Source organism: Filimonas lacunae, from assembly GCF_002355595.1.
In the GTDB taxonomy this organism is placed as follows: Bacteria; Bacteroidota; Bacteroidia; order Chitinophagales; family Chitinophagaceae; genus Filimonas; species Filimonas lacunae.
Window position 1 is genome coordinate 4,315,018 of record NZ_AP017422.1, and the last position, 16,066, is coordinate 4,331,083.

16 protein-coding genes are annotated in these 16,066 nt (G+C 43.7%); 6 read left to right on the top strand and 10 right to left on the bottom strand.

Features of this window, described 5'->3' with window-relative positions; translation table 11 throughout:
- Window position 1: 1 nt before the first annotated feature.
- The gene (locus FLA_RS17160) at window positions 2–1,132 is read left to right on the top strand and encodes a glycosyltransferase family 4 protein (protein WP_076381442.1); all 1,131 of its coding nucleotides are present in this window, start codon (window positions 2–4) and stop codon (window positions 1,130–1,132) included.
- Here FLA_RS17160 and FLA_RS17165 read toward each other — a convergent pair.
- From FLA_RS17165 to FLA_RS17175, 3 genes are all read right to left on the bottom strand, one after another.
- Window positions 1,129–2,349, bottom strand: coding sequence for a glycosyltransferase (locus FLA_RS17165; RefSeq protein ID WP_076381441.1), 1,221 nt, complete (start codon window positions 2,347–2,349; stop codon window positions 1,129–1,131). The two genes, FLA_RS17160 and FLA_RS17165, sit on opposite strands and share 4 nt — an antisense overlap.
- 112 nt (window positions 2,350–2,461) lie before the next feature.
- Window positions 2,462–4,189 carry a phospho-sugar mutase gene (locus tag FLA_RS17170; RefSeq protein WP_076381440.1) on the bottom strand — a complete coding sequence of 576 codons (1,728 nt, stop codon included), beginning with the start codon at window positions 4,187–4,189 and terminating at the stop codon, window positions 2,462–2,464.
- Between the two features lie 98 nt (window positions 4,190–4,287).
- Window positions 4,288–4,785: a phosphoribosyltransferase family protein gene (locus tag FLA_RS17175; RefSeq protein WP_076381439.1), complete on the bottom strand. Its 498-nt coding sequence runs from the start codon at window positions 4,783–4,785 to the stop codon at window positions 4,288–4,290.
- Window positions 4,786–4,948: 163 nt separating this feature from the next.
- On the opposite strand from FLA_RS17175, the gene FLA_RS17180 reads away from it, so the two are divergent.
- The 5 genes from FLA_RS17180 (at window position 4,949) to FLA_RS17195 (ending at window position 8,423) form a co-directional block, all read left to right on the top strand.
- Entirely contained in the window at window positions 4,949–6,265 is a 1,317-nt protein-coding gene (locus FLA_RS17180; RefSeq protein WP_076381438.1) for a 4Fe-4S dicluster domain-containing protein, read from the top strand.
- A 45-nt stretch (window positions 6,266–6,310) separates the two neighbouring features.
- Complete coding sequence (locus tag FLA_RS17185; RefSeq protein ID WP_076381437.1) at window positions 6,311–7,093, top strand: (Fe-S)-binding protein; 783 nt, start codon at window positions 6,311–6,313, stop codon at window positions 7,091–7,093.
- A gap of 83 nt (window positions 7,094–7,176) precedes the next feature.
- On the top strand, window positions 7,177–7,689 hold the full coding sequence (locus FLA_RS17190; RefSeq protein WP_076381436.1) for a hypothetical protein: 513 nt from the start codon (window positions 7,177–7,179) through the stop codon (window positions 7,687–7,689).
- A gap of 21 nt (window positions 7,690–7,710) precedes the next feature.
- Window positions 7,711–7,917: a hypothetical protein gene (locus FLA_RS31205; protein ID WP_144264125.1), complete on the top strand. Its 207-nt coding sequence runs from the start codon at window positions 7,711–7,713 to the stop codon at window positions 7,915–7,917.
- A gap of 71 nt (window positions 7,918–7,988) precedes the next feature.
- On the top strand, window positions 7,989–8,423 hold the full coding sequence (locus FLA_RS17195; RefSeq protein WP_076381434.1) for a hypothetical protein: 435 nt from the start codon (window positions 7,989–7,991) through the stop codon (window positions 8,421–8,423).
- Between the two features lie 103 nt (window positions 8,424–8,526).
- Here FLA_RS17195 and FLA_RS17200 read toward each other — a convergent pair whose 3' ends face one another.
- From FLA_RS17200 to FLA_RS17230, 7 genes are all read right to left on the bottom strand, one after another.
- A complete protein-coding gene (locus tag FLA_RS17200; RefSeq protein ID WP_096511102.1) occupies window positions 8,527–9,801 on the bottom strand; it encodes a TlpA family protein disulfide reductase in 1,275 nt (424 codons plus the stop codon).
- A gap of 75 nt (window positions 9,802–9,876) precedes the next feature.
- The gene (locus FLA_RS17205) at window positions 9,877–11,022 is read right to left on the bottom strand and encodes a TlpA disulfide reductase family protein (RefSeq protein ID WP_076381432.1); all 1,146 of its coding nucleotides are present in this window, start codon (window positions 11,020–11,022) and stop codon (window positions 9,877–9,879) included.
- Window positions 11,023–11,047: 25 nt separating this feature from the next.
- Window positions 11,048–11,935 (bottom strand): S1 family peptidase, encoded by an 888-nt coding sequence (locus FLA_RS17210; RefSeq protein ID WP_076381431.1) that lies wholly within the window; start codon window positions 11,933–11,935, stop codon window positions 11,048–11,050.
- 5 nt (window positions 11,936–11,940) lie between these two features.
- On the bottom strand, window positions 11,941–13,068 hold the full coding sequence (locus FLA_RS17215; protein ID WP_084206444.1) for a TlpA disulfide reductase family protein: 1,128 nt from the start codon (window positions 13,066–13,068) through the stop codon (window positions 11,941–11,943).
- A gap of 11 nt (window positions 13,069–13,079) precedes the next feature.
- Window positions 13,080–13,601 carry a TlpA family protein disulfide reductase gene (locus FLA_RS17220; RefSeq protein WP_084206443.1) on the bottom strand — a complete coding sequence of 174 codons (522 nt, stop codon included), beginning with the start codon at window positions 13,599–13,601 and terminating at the stop codon, window positions 13,080–13,082.
- Window positions 13,602–13,621: 20 nt separating this feature from the next.
- On the bottom strand, window positions 13,622–14,644 hold the full coding sequence (locus FLA_RS17225; RefSeq protein WP_076381429.1) for a DUF1735 domain-containing protein: 1,023 nt from the start codon (window positions 14,642–14,644) through the stop codon (window positions 13,622–13,624).
- Window positions 14,645–14,665: 21 nt separating this feature from the next.
- Window positions 14,666–16,054: a RagB/SusD family nutrient uptake outer membrane protein gene (locus tag FLA_RS17230; protein WP_076381428.1), complete on the bottom strand. Its 1,389-nt coding sequence runs from the start codon at window positions 16,052–16,054 to the stop codon at window positions 14,666–14,668.
- Window positions 16,055–16,066 lie beyond the last annotated feature (12 nt).

Here is a 16,066-nt window from a genome sequence, read left to right on the forward strand (position 1 = left end):
TATGAAAGTATTGATAGATCCTGAAATATTTTTTTACGGCCGTTGCGGAATGGTAAGATATTACAGCCGTCTGATAAAGGAATTGAAAAATGAAGGACTGACCATTGACATACCGCTTTTACTTTCAGAAAGTGACTTTATAAATGGTAGCCTGCAGCCATTACAATGGTTTCGAAAAATACCCGGAGGCAGATATATAACCAACCGACTGAATACTCTTTCGAAAAAAATATATTACCGGAAAATACAGAAGGGGAACTACGATATTCTATTTATCAACTCTCCTGTCTTTGAAGATCGCTTCCTGGATTATATGCCTGCACATAAACCATTTGCAATGGTAGTGCATGACACCATGCGCTGTGTACTTGGCCCTGATGGTTTATTTGATCCTTCGGGCAGTAACGCTGACAAGCTGGCTTACCTTACACATCGGGCATCGGGCGTAATTAGCATTTCGCATACCACCTGTAAAGACTTAGCCGATCTTACAGGGCTTTCAGAGACAGACATTACCACTATTCATACCGGGAACCTGCTAAATACCGAACTGGAAACAAGTAATAACCTGTCTCTTCCCTCCCAATACCTGTTGTTTGTAGGAGACCGTACAGGTAGAAAAAACTTTAAACTATTCATATCAGCTATTACGGATATACTACAGGCACAACTAGAGTTGCATGTAGTATGTACCGGACCATGTAATAAATGGGAATACGACATGCTTTGTAAGCTACAGGTGGCTGATAAAGTACAGTTTATAGAAGCAAATGACCAGGTATTGGTTTCGTTGTATAAAAACGCCAAAGCACTTATTTATCCCTCTATTTATGAAGGATATGGCTTGCCCGTACTGGAAGCCATGTCACTGGGTTGCCCGGTTATCACCTCCCGGCTCAGTTCTATTCCAGAGGTAGGTAAAGATGCGGTGATATATATAGATCCTTATCAGAAAATATCCATTGCCACCGCTGTAAACCAGGTATTACATGCGGAGAAAAGCTGGCTATCAGATTTAACAGACAAGGCCATGCAAATAGCCATGCAACAAACACCTCAAAAAATGGCATCCTTATTTAAAACAGCCTTTGAAACAGTTGTACAAAACAGTTATAAGAAATCGAAAGCCTAGACTTTGCTTTTTGCAGCCAGCAACTGCTGATATAGTGCAAAGTAGGCTTTATGACATTTATCCAGGCTAAATGAGTGGATAGCCCATTGTGCAGCAAGCGCTCCCCTGCGCCTGCTTTCTTCCAGCTGATGCAGGCTGCTATTTACCCGGAATAAAAGATGTTCTTCTTCTCCGGAGGTAAAAATATAGCCCAGTTCCGGCTTCACTACTTCCGGCAAAGCAGTGCTATCTGATGCTATTACACAAACGCCGCAAGCCATGGCTTCCAGTGGCACCAGGCCAAAAGTTTCTGCTTTAGATGGAAAAACAAGTATATCTACCTTGTTATACAAACAATTCAATTCACTCCTGTTGCTTATAAAAGGGGTATGATAACAAACAGCCGGATGATCGATAGGATTACCCACTAAGTATAACTGAAATGGCCAGGTAATCTTTTTTATGATATTAGTAAAAAGGGGAGAAGCCTTACTTTCACCGCTGGCATTAAAGAACAATACCCTGGGTGTATTCCATGTACGGAGCGATTTATTATAAAAGACAGTAGTATCCACGCCGTTGAAAATCGTCTGCACCTGCAAATTGGGATGAAACACATATGCACTTTTTACCACATGGTGTAACCACTCACTCACAGGAACCATTGTTAGCCTGCCAGCTATACGTGCATAGATTTTCCTTTTCCAATTCATATCACGCTGTCTGCAATCCACAAAAGGCCTTCGCAACGGGTACAAATAATCAACCGGGGTTTTACCTATCCCTTTTTGATAATTCAGATTATTGTAAGTATAAAATTCACCACCGGTAACAGCCCACATATCGTGTAAAGTCCAGACAACAATTTTCTCCCGGGCTATTTTTTCTAATGCCCCAAGATCAAAATAATTACCATGTAAATTATGCAGGTGTATAATATCCGCTTCCTGATAAGCAGCCGAACTCTGTAATTTGTGATAAGTGCCATTTAGCTGCTCGCTCAATGAAAACAACTTCTTAAAATCATTCCTGAAACCTAACCGCCAGCACCAGGCATCCAGCTTTTTAAACACCTTATCCAACCAATGCCTGGGAAATTCTATTACCTGCGCATGCACCAGACCATTGCCTTTTACCATAAGCGTGGAGCTGACAAATGGATTCTTCAATAAATCCATCGCCACCTGTTCCGCTCCTCCGGCCTGTGAATAGGAATTAATGTGTAATACTTTAATCAAGAAAACAATTTGTATAAAGTGGGAAATTCAGGTAAGGCTTACCTGGAAAGATAATGCCCGCCTAAGCGGGCATTATCTCTTATAATTTACAGGCTGATGATAAATATCAACACTATTTCAGTTTCATATCAGTAATAATGCCTTTGATCCTGTTTTCCAGCTCAGCATAAGTAGCATCAAACTGATCTTTAGCAGCCAGTTTGGTGTTTACGCTGAAATAGAATTTGATTTTAGGCTCGGTACCTGATGGACGGGCAGAGATTTTAGTACCGTCTTCCAAAATGAACTGTAACACGTTGCTCTTAGGCAAAGTAATATCCCAGCTTTCACCGGTTTTCAGGTTTTTACCTACCTGCAACTGGTAATCCAGCAACTGTACCACAGGCGAACCATTGATAGCAGCTGGCGGGTTATTACGGTAGCCCTGCATCATTTCTGCAATCTCTTCCTGTCCGCGCATACCTTTTTTGGTAATGCTGATCAGGTGTTCGAGATAGAAACCATACTGGATATATAATTCAATCAGTTTATCGTATAAGGTTCTGCCCTGTTCTTTTTCGTAAGCTGCCATTTCACATAATAAAGCCACCGCAGCAACGGCATCTTTATCACGTACCTGGTCGCCAATCATCAAACCAAAGCTTTCTTCACCACCTATTACATAGTTTTCTTTACCTTCTTTCTCTTTCAGTAATTCCGCAATCCACTTAAAGCCGGTAAGTACATTGTAGCAGGTAATTTCGTTTTGCCTAGCCACTTCGTCGATCATTTCAGAAGTAACAATGGTTTTAATCACCATATCGTTAGGCTGAGCCAGCCCTTTCTTCTTACGTGCTTCAATCGCATACGCAAAAGCCAGTACAGCGGTTTGGTTACCATTCATGAGTACCCACTCGCCTTTATGGTTTTTAACACCCACCCCTACGCGGTCAGCATCCGGATCGGTACCTGCCAGGATATCTGCATCAATACTTTTGGCTTTTTTCAAACCAATGCTCATCGCTTCGCTTTCTTCCGGGTTAGGATAGGCCACGGTTGGGAAATTACCATCCGGTGTTGCTTGCTCTTCCACAATGCTTACATTGGTAAAACCGTATGCTTTTAACACATCCGGAACCAGGGTAATACCAGTACCATGGATAGGCGTATATACAATTTTTAAATCGTGCTGTTTGCTGATCACTTCCGGATATACGCTCAGGCCTTTTACCATTTTGATATATGCCTCGTCGGTATCTTTTCCAATGATAGAGATACGGCTTTCACCACCGGTAAATTTCACATCAGCAACGCTGCTGATCGCTTCTACCTCACGGATCACATTTTTATCGTGTGGAGGTACCAGCTGGCCACCATCGCTCCAATAAGCTTTATAGCCATTGTATTCTTTGGGGTTGTGAGAAGCGGTACAAACCACACCTGCCTGGCAACCCAGGGTGCGGATAGCAAATGATAATTCAGGAGTTGGGCGCAAGGCTTCAAACAGAAACACCTCAATGCCATTAGCTGCAAACACGTTTGCAGTGGTTTCGGCAAAGAAACGGCTGTTATTCCGGCTGTCATGGCCAATAGCCACTTTTACCGGCTTATCGCCATAAGTTTTACGCAGGTAATTGGCAAAACCCTGTGTAGCCATACCTACCGTGTACTTGTTCATACGGTTAGTGCCTACACCCATAATGCCACGCAAACCACCGGTACCAAATTCCAGGTTACGGTAGAATGCATCAGCCAGTTCATCAGGGCTGTCTTTTTCCAAACGTTTAATTTCTTCTTTAGTAGCCTCATCATAGCTACCATTCAGCCACTCATTTACTTTAGCTTGTATGCTTGCGTCCATAAAATATCAGATTACTATTTAAGCGGTGAGCAATTTCACGATTATATTTCAAACGAAAAAACAAATCAGGTGCCGGATACAGGCCCTGTAACCTCATTTTAGAGGTATGCCCCTACAATTTCGCCATTTTCTACCTCTACCTGGATATGATCCTGCTCGGTAGTGGCGATAGATAGTCCTACAAAATCGGCCTTTATGGGGAAATGTTTATGCATACGTTCTACCAATACCAGCGTTTGAATTCTTTTTGGGAAAAATGCCAGCAACGGTTTTAATGCATATAATAAAGTACGGCCGCTGTTGGTTACATCGTCCAGAACAATCACGTTTTTTCCATTGAAATCCACTGATTCACTGAGCGTTACCTCTTCCGGATGGTGTTTATCCAGCGTTACGGAAATAACCTGCACCGGTGCTTTTAAGTAAGCTTTTACCAGGACGCCCATCTTTTCAGCAAGCACCATTCCACTTTGCCGCACCCCAATCAGCACCAGTGGCGCTTCATCTTCACTTAAGTGCTCTGCTATTTCCAATGCCATCCGCTGCATCTTTTGCTCAGCAGAAGCCTGGTTTAAAAAATAATTCCTGTTTGACATCGGCTCTGTTTTTACGGCTGATAATTTTTGCGACACTATACCAGCTATTTACAGGGGCAAAATAAAGCTACAATTCACAAATAGCAAATTACATATTGTAAAACCAGCAATAACCAGCGGAAAATCAGTTACCTTAGCGGCTTACACAACAACCAGTTGCCGTATGCACATTATCCAGGAAGCAGCCTTTATTGTGGTGTTGGCTGTAGCAGGTTATTTATTTAGCAAAAAAGCCCGGCAGATTTACCGAAACATAATGTTGGGCCGTCCCGAAGCATTGACCGATGAACCCGAAAAGCGTTGGCGCAACCTGTTGCTGCTGGCTTTTGGTCAGAAAAAGATGTTTCGTAATCCCCTAGTAGCTGTACTACACTTTATTGTATACGCCGGGTTTATCATCATTAACTTAGAAGTACTGGAAATTCTGCTGGATGGTATTTTAGGCAAACACCGTTTGTTTGCCGAGCCTTTGGGCGGTTTTTACACCTTCCTGATTAACTCATTCGAACTGCTGGCGGCGGGCGTATTAATTGCCTGTTCCATCTTCCTGGTTCGCCGGAACATTGTAAAGGTTAAACGCCTGAACAGTAAAGACCTGACTGGCTGGCCTAAAAGCGATGCCAACTATATATTAATTACCGAAATAGTGCTGATGTCACTGTTTTTAACCATGAACGCTGCCGACACCCTGTTGCAGCAACGTGGCTACAGCCATTATGGCGAAGCTGTTACCGGTAATTTTTGGGTTTCTTCTATACTTCAGCCCCTGTTTGCCGGCTTTAGTAGTGGAGCTCTGGAAGGCTTGGAAAGAACCTGCTGGTGGTTGCACATTCTGGGCATACTGGCATTCCTGAACTATTTACCTTATTCCAAACACCTCCATATTGTTCTGGCATTTCCTAATGCCTATTTTGCCCGTTTAAAACCGATGGGCCGGATGAAGAATATGCCTGATATTCAGAAAGAGGTGTTATATGCCATGCAGCCTGAACTGGCTCCTACCGAACCCGCTGAACCACATCGTTTTGGCGCGAGGGATGTAATGGACCTGAGCTGGAAAAACGTACTGGACGCGTACAGCTGTACCGAGTGCGGACGTTGTACTGCCGCATGCCCTGCCAATATCACAGGCAAAAAGCTAAGCCCACGTAAAATAATGATGGACACGCGCGACCGTGCCGAGGAAATTGGAGAAAACATTAATAAAAACGGCCAGTTTACCGACGACGGAAAGTCACTGGTTCGCGACTATATTACAGAAGAAGAATTACGTGCCTGCACCACCTGTAATGCCTGCGTGCAGGAATGCCCTGTTAGCATTTCTCCGCTGGACATTATATTACAGTTGCGCCGTTACCTGGTAATGGAAGAAAGCAGCGCTCCTGCTGAATGGAATGGCATGTTCAGCAACATTGAAAACAACTTCGCACCCTGGAAGTTTTCTCCGGATGATCGCGACAAATGGGTAACGGAGAATTAGTGCTTAACAAGCGTTTTCACAATTGACAACTACAAACAAACACACATGGAAGTAAGATCTGTAGCAGATTATATGAATAGCGGTGAAACTCCGGAACTTCTTTTCTGGGTAGGCTGTGCAGGCAGCTTTGACCAGCGTGCACAAAAAATAACCAAAGCTTTTGCTACTATATTAAATAAGGTGGGCGTTAAATATGCTATCCTGGGTAAAGAAGAAGCTTGTACAGGCGATCCTGCCCGCAGATCGGGTAATGAGTTCCTGTTTCAGATGATGGCGTATAACAATATCCAGATTCTGAACGGTTACGGTATTAAAAAGATTGTAACCACCTGCCCACACTGCTTTAATATATTAAAGAATGAATATCCTGAGCTGGGTGGCACCTATGAGGTGATACACCACACCACCCTGTTACAGCAACTAATAAATGAAGGTAAAATTCGCCTGAAAGAAGGCGGTTCGTTCAAAGGCAAGCGTATCACTTTCCACGACAGTTGTTACCTGGGCCGTGCGAATGATATTTACGAAGCGCCCCGCCAGGTGCTGGAAGCGCTGGATGGCGAACTGGTGGAGATGAAACGCTGCCGCAGCAATGGTCTTTGTTGCGGTGCTGGTGGCGCGCAAATGTTTAAGGAAGATGAACCGGGCAACACCCGCATTAACCTGGAACGCACCACCGAAGCCCTGGCTACAGGAGCTAAAATTATTGCCTCCTCCTGCCCTTTCTGTAACACCATGATGACAGACGGCGTAAAGCTGAACGAAAAAGAAGAGGAAGTAAAAGTATTAGACATAGCAGAAATGATTCAGGAAAGCATGGCAGATTAACACCTGTTAGGTGCTCTGTTATAAAAAGTCTGGCAACTGACCGTTGTCAGACTTTTTTTATGCCAACACATTATCTTTGCACTATGAACCTCAATTACGCACATTTACTTCCGGAAAATTTCGCCCCCTCTTCAAGAGTATGGATTTACCAGTCCAGCCGCCCTTTTACTATGGGGGAAGCACTGGAACTGGAAGAAATGCTGGAGCAGTTTATAGGAGAGTGGAATACACACGGTACTCCAGTAAAAGGATACGGCAACCTGTTTTTTGCGCAGTTTGTAGTACTGATGGCCGATGAGACTGCTGCTGGCGTAAGCGGTTGTAGCACCGATAGCTCGGTAAGAGTAATCAAAGCCATTGAAGAGAAATTTAAGGTGAGTATGTTCGACCGTCAAAGCCTTGCTTTTGTGGTAAAAGATAAAATACAACTGTTACCGCTTTCCCAATTGAAGTATGCAATAGAGAATAATTTTATTAACTACGATACTTTATACTTCAACAACCTGGCTGCCACTAAAGAAGAGCTTACCAGCAAATGGATTGTTCCAGCAAAAGAAAGCTGGCTGGCAGCACGTTTACCTAAAACAACAGTTTAAATATTACAACAAGACACAATAATGCACGCTCTCGTTGAGAGCGTGCATTATTGTGTCTTACAGCAGGTGCTGGGCCGCGAGCAGCACCTGCTGCGTGCACTCCAGCACCTGCTGGACCACGAGCAGGTTGACACATTACCGCACAGAAACTGTCCGCTTCCGTTACAACGGCACCCCAACACCCCTCACCTATTAAAACTGGTTATCAACCACTTACAACTGGCATAGCGGTTTGGCATTGCATTGGCCTTATTACTACTGTAAATGCAAAAACAAACATCATTATAAAAATTACAATTATGAAAAAGTTTATCATCGCCGCCATCGCTATCATCGCTTTCACTGCCAATACATTTGCAGCAGACACCAACGATAAAACCATCAGCCTGTTTAAAGCTGCCTACCCTAATGCCACCAATGTACATTACAAATTACTGGGTGAAGTAGTAAGCATCAGTTTTGTAGTAAACAACACCAGTATGCAAGCCTTCTATAATAATGATGGCGAGCAGGTTGCCGTTAGCCGGGAAACCAGTATCAATCGTTTGCCTGCACGTGCCATCACAACGCTTAACAGCAAATACCCTGGTTACACCACTACTGAGGTAATTGAAATGGAGCATAGCACAGAAGGCACTTCTTATTATGTATCACTGGAAAAGAACAACCAGAAAGTAATTACACAGGTAAGTGTTGACGGTTCTGTAAGTGTGTTTAAAAAATATAATAAATAACCTTTAACATTCTGTTATAAAAGCAAAAGCCCGGAATAAACTCCGGGCTTTTTTATTCAACTCAATTTGCCTGCTGAGTAAATAATTCGCTCAACTAATTCATTTACCCTTTCGCTGCCAGCTCAATCATTTCCGATAACTCAGTCACCGCTTCTTCATTAGTGCCGTTGAAGCCGGTTAAGCGAAAACGGATATAACCATTTTTGTCAATGATAAATTTAGCAGGCACACCATCTACACCGTATTTTTTCACTACTTCACAATTGCCTGTCTGCGGGCTCTTTTCGTCCAGTAACACGTTAAAACGGAGGTTCTTTTTTTCCAGATATTCTTTAATAGCTGCAACAGGGGCTTGCGGCGTATACTCCCAGGTATCAATAAACAGGAACACCACGTTTTTATCAGCCGCATATTTATCCACTGCCATTTGCATAGCCGGAAAAGATGCTTTACAGGGTACACACCAGGTGGCCCAAAAATCAAGCACTACTACTTTACCCTGATATTGCTTCAAATCCACTTCCGTGCCTTCGAGGTTGCGCAGCACAAAAACAGGCGCTTTCTCTTTCAGGCTGCTTTTGCGTATGCTGTCACTGAAGTCTTTACGGATATTGGCTTTTACTTCTTCCAGGTACGCTTCAAAACCACGTTGCTTGCCGTCATACAAAGCCGCATAAGCTTCTTTCATTTTACTTTCCACGGCACTACCCGCTGCCCTGGCTTTTATTAAGCCAACATATACCTGTAAGGCCTCTTCATAACGCTTACTTTTCAATAGCATATCAGCCTGTAATCTCTGTAAGCCCGCGGCGTTCTTTTTTGAGCAGTACTGCATCTTTGCTGTGAGTATATCTACTGCTTCGCTATACCGTTGCTGCTTATCCAGGAAACCGGTAAGCAACGTTAAGGAAGATGCCAGTATAGAAGCAGGTGTAATGCCCTCCCCTTCTATTTTTTCTTTATCAATATAAGGCATGGCTGAGTCGATAGAAAGACGGGCATATTTTTCGGCCAGCACCCATTCGTTGGCATTTTCAAAAGCCCTTGATACTTTAAAATAATGACCTGCTTTGGCAGGGCCATATTGTAAGTTGCTCATATACCACTCCACTTTGACAACATTCTTTTCCCAGGCAAACATACTGGCTATAAAAGATCTCAGGTTATCCAGTGCAGGATAACGGGCAGTATCATTCGCATCCACCTGTACGGTGCGAAATGCTGAATCCATGGCATGGCCGGAGTGAATATTGTAGATGTTGGCCAGTTGCTGATCAATGGTACTCTCTTTACCCTTTTGTGCCAACACTACTGCCGGACAAGCCGAAGCAATAGCGATAACACGCACCCAACAGGTTATAAGTATACTTCTTTGCATGATTATATACAGTATTACATAGTAAAGAAACAGCAGCAGCACATAGTATCGCTGCTGCTGTTAAGGGTATAGGGTTTAGCTTTTTTTCAGTATTTCTGCCAGCTTTTGTTCCAGCGCCTCTCCTCTTAAATCTCTTGCTATAATTTTCCCATTGGGGTCGAGCAGGAAGTTAGCAGGTATAGCTTTGAGGTTATACAGCATAGCAATGGGGCTGCTCCAGCCAGCCAGATCGGAAAGCTGCATCCAGGTTAATCCATCTTTTTCAATAGCGCCCATCCAGCGGTTTTTGCCATCATCTCCTTCATCAAGTGAAAAACCCAGCACCGTAAAGTTCTGATCTTTAAAACGGTTATAAGCTTTCACCACATTGGGATTTTCGTGCCTGCAGGGTACACACCAGCTGGCCCAGAAATCGATCAGTACATATTTACCACGAAACTGTTTCAGCGCAATATCTTCCCCATTGGTGTTCTTAGCAGTAAACTCAGGAGCCACCGAACCTACATCCAATGCTTTGGCACGCTTTAGCATACGTGCTATTACCTGTCCCTGTGAGGAACTTTTCACAGTTTCGTCCAGCATATCATAAGCTGCAATAGCCAGCTCTGCTTTTGTAGAAGGATCGAAATAAGAACGGATAATCAGCAATGACACCAGTGAACTTTTATGCTTGCCCACAAAAGCCAGTAATGCTTTATCCCTGTTGGCACTCACGGCTTCGTATTGCGATTTTACCAGGCTCGATTCCAGCGAATCTTCTGTTTTGCTGGCCGTAGCAAACCTGGCTTCCAAAGCAGCCACCTGTTTATCAAAAGGCTTCAGCATTTCTACCAATTCCTGCTGGTCTATATTCAAGGGCGTACCTCCTACTTTGGCATTTTTGAGGGAGTCGTTGGTATTTACTTCAATAGTACCGTTTTCGAGATACACAGCCACATGATCGCCCAGGGCAATGTTCTGGGGCATTTTACCTTCGTGCGTTACATACAGGTAAGCTTTCTGCGGCGCCTGACTTTGGCCGTTGAAGGTGAATTTACCGTTTACCACATCAACTGTATCAAACACCATGCGACCGGGTATCATGCGCATGAGCACCGCTTTATTGTTGGGTGACAGGTTTTTAACATACCCATTCATTTGATAACGTTGCGGGTCTTGTGCATGTGCCAGTAAGGGACAGGCGGCCGCAGCTGTAAAACATATTTTCAGGAATGTATTCATTTCTTTTGCTTTTACTCGTTAATGCCTATTGAATCATAGAAAAAAGAGAGCGGGCAGGTATAGCCTGCTTTACCACCATTTGTAAGTTCTGCTGCTCACGGGCATAGATAGAATGTGTGCTGGACACTACGCCTATAAGGCTGCCAAATGCATCTACAATAGGGCCACCACTGGAACCTACTGCATAATCTGCAGTAATATCCATACGCTCTGTATAACCTCCAAACTCACTGTACTTTACATTACGGGCTACCACACCTGTAGAGAAGTAGTAAGGAAAGCCAGTGGGATGCGACAGAATATTTACATCAGCACCTACCGGGGCATCCTTACCAATAGCAATGCCATTGATTTTAGCTGCATGCAGGTTCTTTACAGTAAACAATGCGAGGTCGGCATTTTCATTATAGGTCAGTATCTTGTCTATACCATAGATATTGCCATTCAAATCTGACAGAAACAGCGTACTGTCCATTTCATAGAACTTCGCATATTTATCCAGCAATTTGCTAAACACATGGTGATTGGTCACCATTACCCCCTCATCATTCAATGCAAAGGCGGTAGCATCTACCGCAATACCCTCAATGTTCTCATTCGTCTTTCTGAAAAATTTCCATATCACAAACACCTGGTCGTTCAATTGTTTGGCCACAGCTGTTCGCGGCAGGCTTTTGGCCGTTTGTGCTTTTTTATAAGGCACCGCAATTTTCTCCGGCTTCAACTCCATATTCTCCTGCCAAAGCTGGGTAAAACCTTTTACAAGGCCTTTCTCCATATCGGCACGCACATTCTTATATACATCTTTTTTAAACAGCTCATCATCGTGAAAGCTGAGTGTATCCTGCGCATGCAGGCCGGTAGTACACATTGCCAGTAATAACCCACCGGCAGCCCCTATCTTACGTAACATCCTTCTTAGTTTAAAATTTGCGCTAATTGTTTTTCCAGTTCCTGACCGCGTAAGTTCATAGCCACTATTTTACCTGCAGGGTCTAACAACAGGTTGGTAGGTAATGCAGTTACACCGTACAGCTTGGCCACCGACTCCGTTTCCATAGCGTTGTCTTTTAAATTGGTCCAGGTGTACTTGTCTTCTGCTACTGCTTTTTTCCAGGCATCGGCACTTTGATCTACTGAAAAACTAATGATCTCAAATTTTTTGTGTTTGAATTTAGAATAACTGGTAATCAGGTTCGGGCTTTCCTTGCGACATGGACCACACCAGCTTGCCCAAAAGTCGAGCAATACATACTTACCTCTAAAGTCACTTAAATGCTTTTCAGCACCGAGCATATCTTTCGCCGCAAAATCCGGCGCTACTTTACCTACCGCCAGTTTGTACACGTTCTCTATAGATTCTTTATATAAAGTACCGGAAGAAGAATTTTTAATATCATCTGATAAAGAATTATACAGGTTAGACGCCAGCTCTACGTTATCAGAAGGATTAAAATTATTTCTCAGCACATGCATGGCCACCAGCGACCTGGGATGTGACTGAATAAAACCCGCCATCCCTGTTTGTAACATCACATCCATTTGCTTGTAATCGCCAATCAACTCTTCACGCTTCACCGAATCTGTTTCGGTTTTGTATTTGGCAATAATTTCCGCTTGTAATTCTTTCAGATTACCAATGCTATTCAAATAATCCTGCTGATCTATATTTAACTGCGAGCCCCCCACTTTAGCATGTTGTAACGAATCGGGCGAAGTAACTTCTATGGTACCGTTTTCCAGGTAAATAGTCAATTGATCCATAGGCCTGCGCGAATAGGAAGGCTCTCCTCCCTGACGCAGGTAAAGCGTGGTTTTTTGCTGCAATTCAGCTGTACCTGATAAAGTAAACTGATGGTTCTTCACTTCTGCCGAATCGCCCCTCATGCCATTATTCCTGTATATAATGAATACTTTGGCAGGCTCTGCTACATTCCCCAACTGCCCTTTAATAGTGAATTCCAGTTTACCACTTTTACCTTGCTGGGCATGCGCCATTCCTCCGCACAAACATGCTGCTGCCAGTAATAATTTGCTACTTTTCATTTTGCTACCTTTTATTTCAGTTTATTGAGATACTCCAGCGTTTCTGCATGAGAAGGCCTGGACATAGAATATTGCAATACTTTTCCCTGCTTATCCAGCAGTATAAAGCGGGGTATACGGTCAATGTCAAAAGCACGTTCAAAGGTGGTATCAGTGACCACCCATTGTGTACCTTCCGTCATCTGATAACCTTGCAAAGCCCCTATCCACCGGAATTTGGTACGATCAATGGAAACACTTAACACCTTCACGGTATTCGCATCCACTTTTCCCATCAGTTCTTTTAAAAAAGGATATTCCTTCCGGCAGGGATAACACCACGATGCCCATATATCCAGGTACACATACTTTCCTGCATACTCTTTTAAAGTATGCGCATTGCCGGTAGAATCTTCAAACCGGTAGGCAGCAGCATCCAGGCTGGCTACATAGGCGGCAGAATCGCGCCTGGTTTGTTGCTGGGCATGCACCTGCCCGGCAATAACAAACATCAGCAACGTACCAGCCACAAACATCTTTGTACTCGTTCTCATAATTATTAATGCTGCAAATTTTATGGATAAACATAGAAGCTCACCAGCGCAAAGCCGTTGAAAGAGGTGGTAGCCGCCGGTGGCGCACTGAGCGCATCTGTTGGCTCGCGCACTATTTGCAAACCCAGTAAATAATACTTACCGGTTTCAAACGCTTCATAGTTGGTAAAATTGACTTTAACACTATCACTGCTTAAATAAGCATTAGCAGGTATGGTAGCTTTATTTTTAGCCAGGGAATAAGTACCTGCCGGAAAAGCCTGGTAACTGTAGCCAGTAGAAGCGCTGAATGCTTTTATCAGCGAATCACTTACATTGGTTACCGCATATACATGCATTTCCTGGCTCTTTAAACGGGTACGGGCAAAGCTGCTGAAGCTTAATGATTCCGGACCGGTTATTTTCCCGTTTTCATCTCGGGTAAAGTAGATAGGATAATACAGGCTGCCACTTCTGTTATATGCCCAGTAATAGCTGAAATAATCAGCTCCGTTCATATATACATCCACACTGGTAGCAGCCACAAAAAATTTAAAGAACACAATAGAAGTGGCCACCTGCTCGCCTGTGCGGGCAGTAAGGCGCACCGGCACCAGGTAAGTAGTACTGTCTTTTAGTCTGGTAGCGCTTTTCAGCTTAATAAATAAAGAATCTGTAGCTGTGGTGGCATTAGCGGCAATAGTAAAAACGCCGTTATAAGATACTTTAAAAGAAGAGGTATCGAAGGAAGGATTAGATTCGGAATACAACGCATTATAAGAAGCTACCAATGAAGGATCAATCACTGCATCCACCACTACCTCGTGCGATGCTGCACCCGTAAGTGATACAGCAAAGCCCCTGTAGGTAAGCGTAGTATCTTCATAAGCAATGCCGTTAAGCCTTACAGCCGAACCGCTTTGCACATAAGAGAATTTATAATTGGATAGCTCCCGGGCCAGGCTGGTAAGCGCATCGTCTTCTTTTTTACAGGCAAACACGGTAACAGCAGCTACCAGCACCAGTAATAAAGCATATGTATGGGAAGGTCTGTTTGTTTTCATGCTATTCAGTTTTTCAGTTCTTTACTGTCTTACATTCTGTGTAATGTTGGGATTATTTGCCAGTATGGTTTGTGTAAATGGCATCACATACCGCGAAGAAAGTGCGGGCAAGGTGGCCAGCACCGTGCTGTCATCCCCTTTACGTGTTAAATCCACTGCTGTGGCAGCATCCTGGTTCAGGCGTTTGAGATCGAATAACCGCAGGCCACCATGCATAAACAGCTCGCGCCTTCTTTCTGCCAACACCAGCCGTAACGCTTCTGATGACGTAGAAGCACTTACCGGAACGTAATACCTTACCCGGTTGGTTGCAATGGTATTTACAATATCCACCGCTCCGGTTATCTCCCCTTTCCTGGCCAGACATTCGGCTTTGGTAAGCAGCACTTCCGGCGTGGACAGGCTAAAGTCTGTAACAATAGTAGTAGCGCCGTTGTAAGTAGTAGTGCGCATAGCCCCTGCATAGTCAAACCTAAGACTATAACGCATGTCATAATAACCCAGGTAAGCATATAAAGAAGGGCTGTTCCTTACTGAGTAGTTATTAAACATCTTATAAAATGTTTGCTCATAGGCTATTTTGGCCATCAGTATTTCCGGGTTATTACGCAGATCTACCAGCTGTGTAGGAATAGCATAGCCGCTGATATAGTTGGTTACTTTGTTTACCAGGGCCAATGAAGAATCGGCATATAACAGTGCTGAATCGTAGTTGTGCATGTATAAGTATGCCCTGGCTAATAAAGCATAACCTGCGGCCTTACCTGGATGCAGGATATCCTTGCCTGTGCCAGGCAAGTAAGAATTACTTACTGCTGTTCTCAAATCGCTCACCACCTGCGAATACACTTCCTGTACGGTAGCCCTGTAAGGTAAAGCAGCCGCATTGGGTGCAAGTACCAGTGGTACCGCCAGATCGGTAAAGGAAGAAGTGGTCTGATAGGCAGGACCATATATGTTAGCCAGTTGCAGATAATACCAGCTACGGTGTATCAGGCTTTGAGCTATCACCATATTCCTGTTCTGTACGGTATTGGAAGTATCGGCCGGCGCGCTTGTCACCTTACTCAATATCACATTCATTTGCAGAATGCGGGTATAAGAACCGGAATACATAAAATCTACATCTGCCGCATTCCATATGGTGTTCTGCCATAAATAACTGCGGGTATAGCTATTGTCAATGCTGCCACGCATGTTATTGGTCATATAAGTATCATCACTCATCAGGTCGGTAAGAAAATAGTTACCAATGCCCAGCGAATCGCTGTTCAGCATTTCCTGAAAGTCTGCAATCGTGCTGGGGTTTACCACCTGCGTAGAAGGTGTTACATCTAAAAACTTACTACACCCTGTAAAAGCAAAGCAGGTAAGTAAAAAAGCTATTTTATAAAGATGCTGTTTCATCATTTACATTTGAGT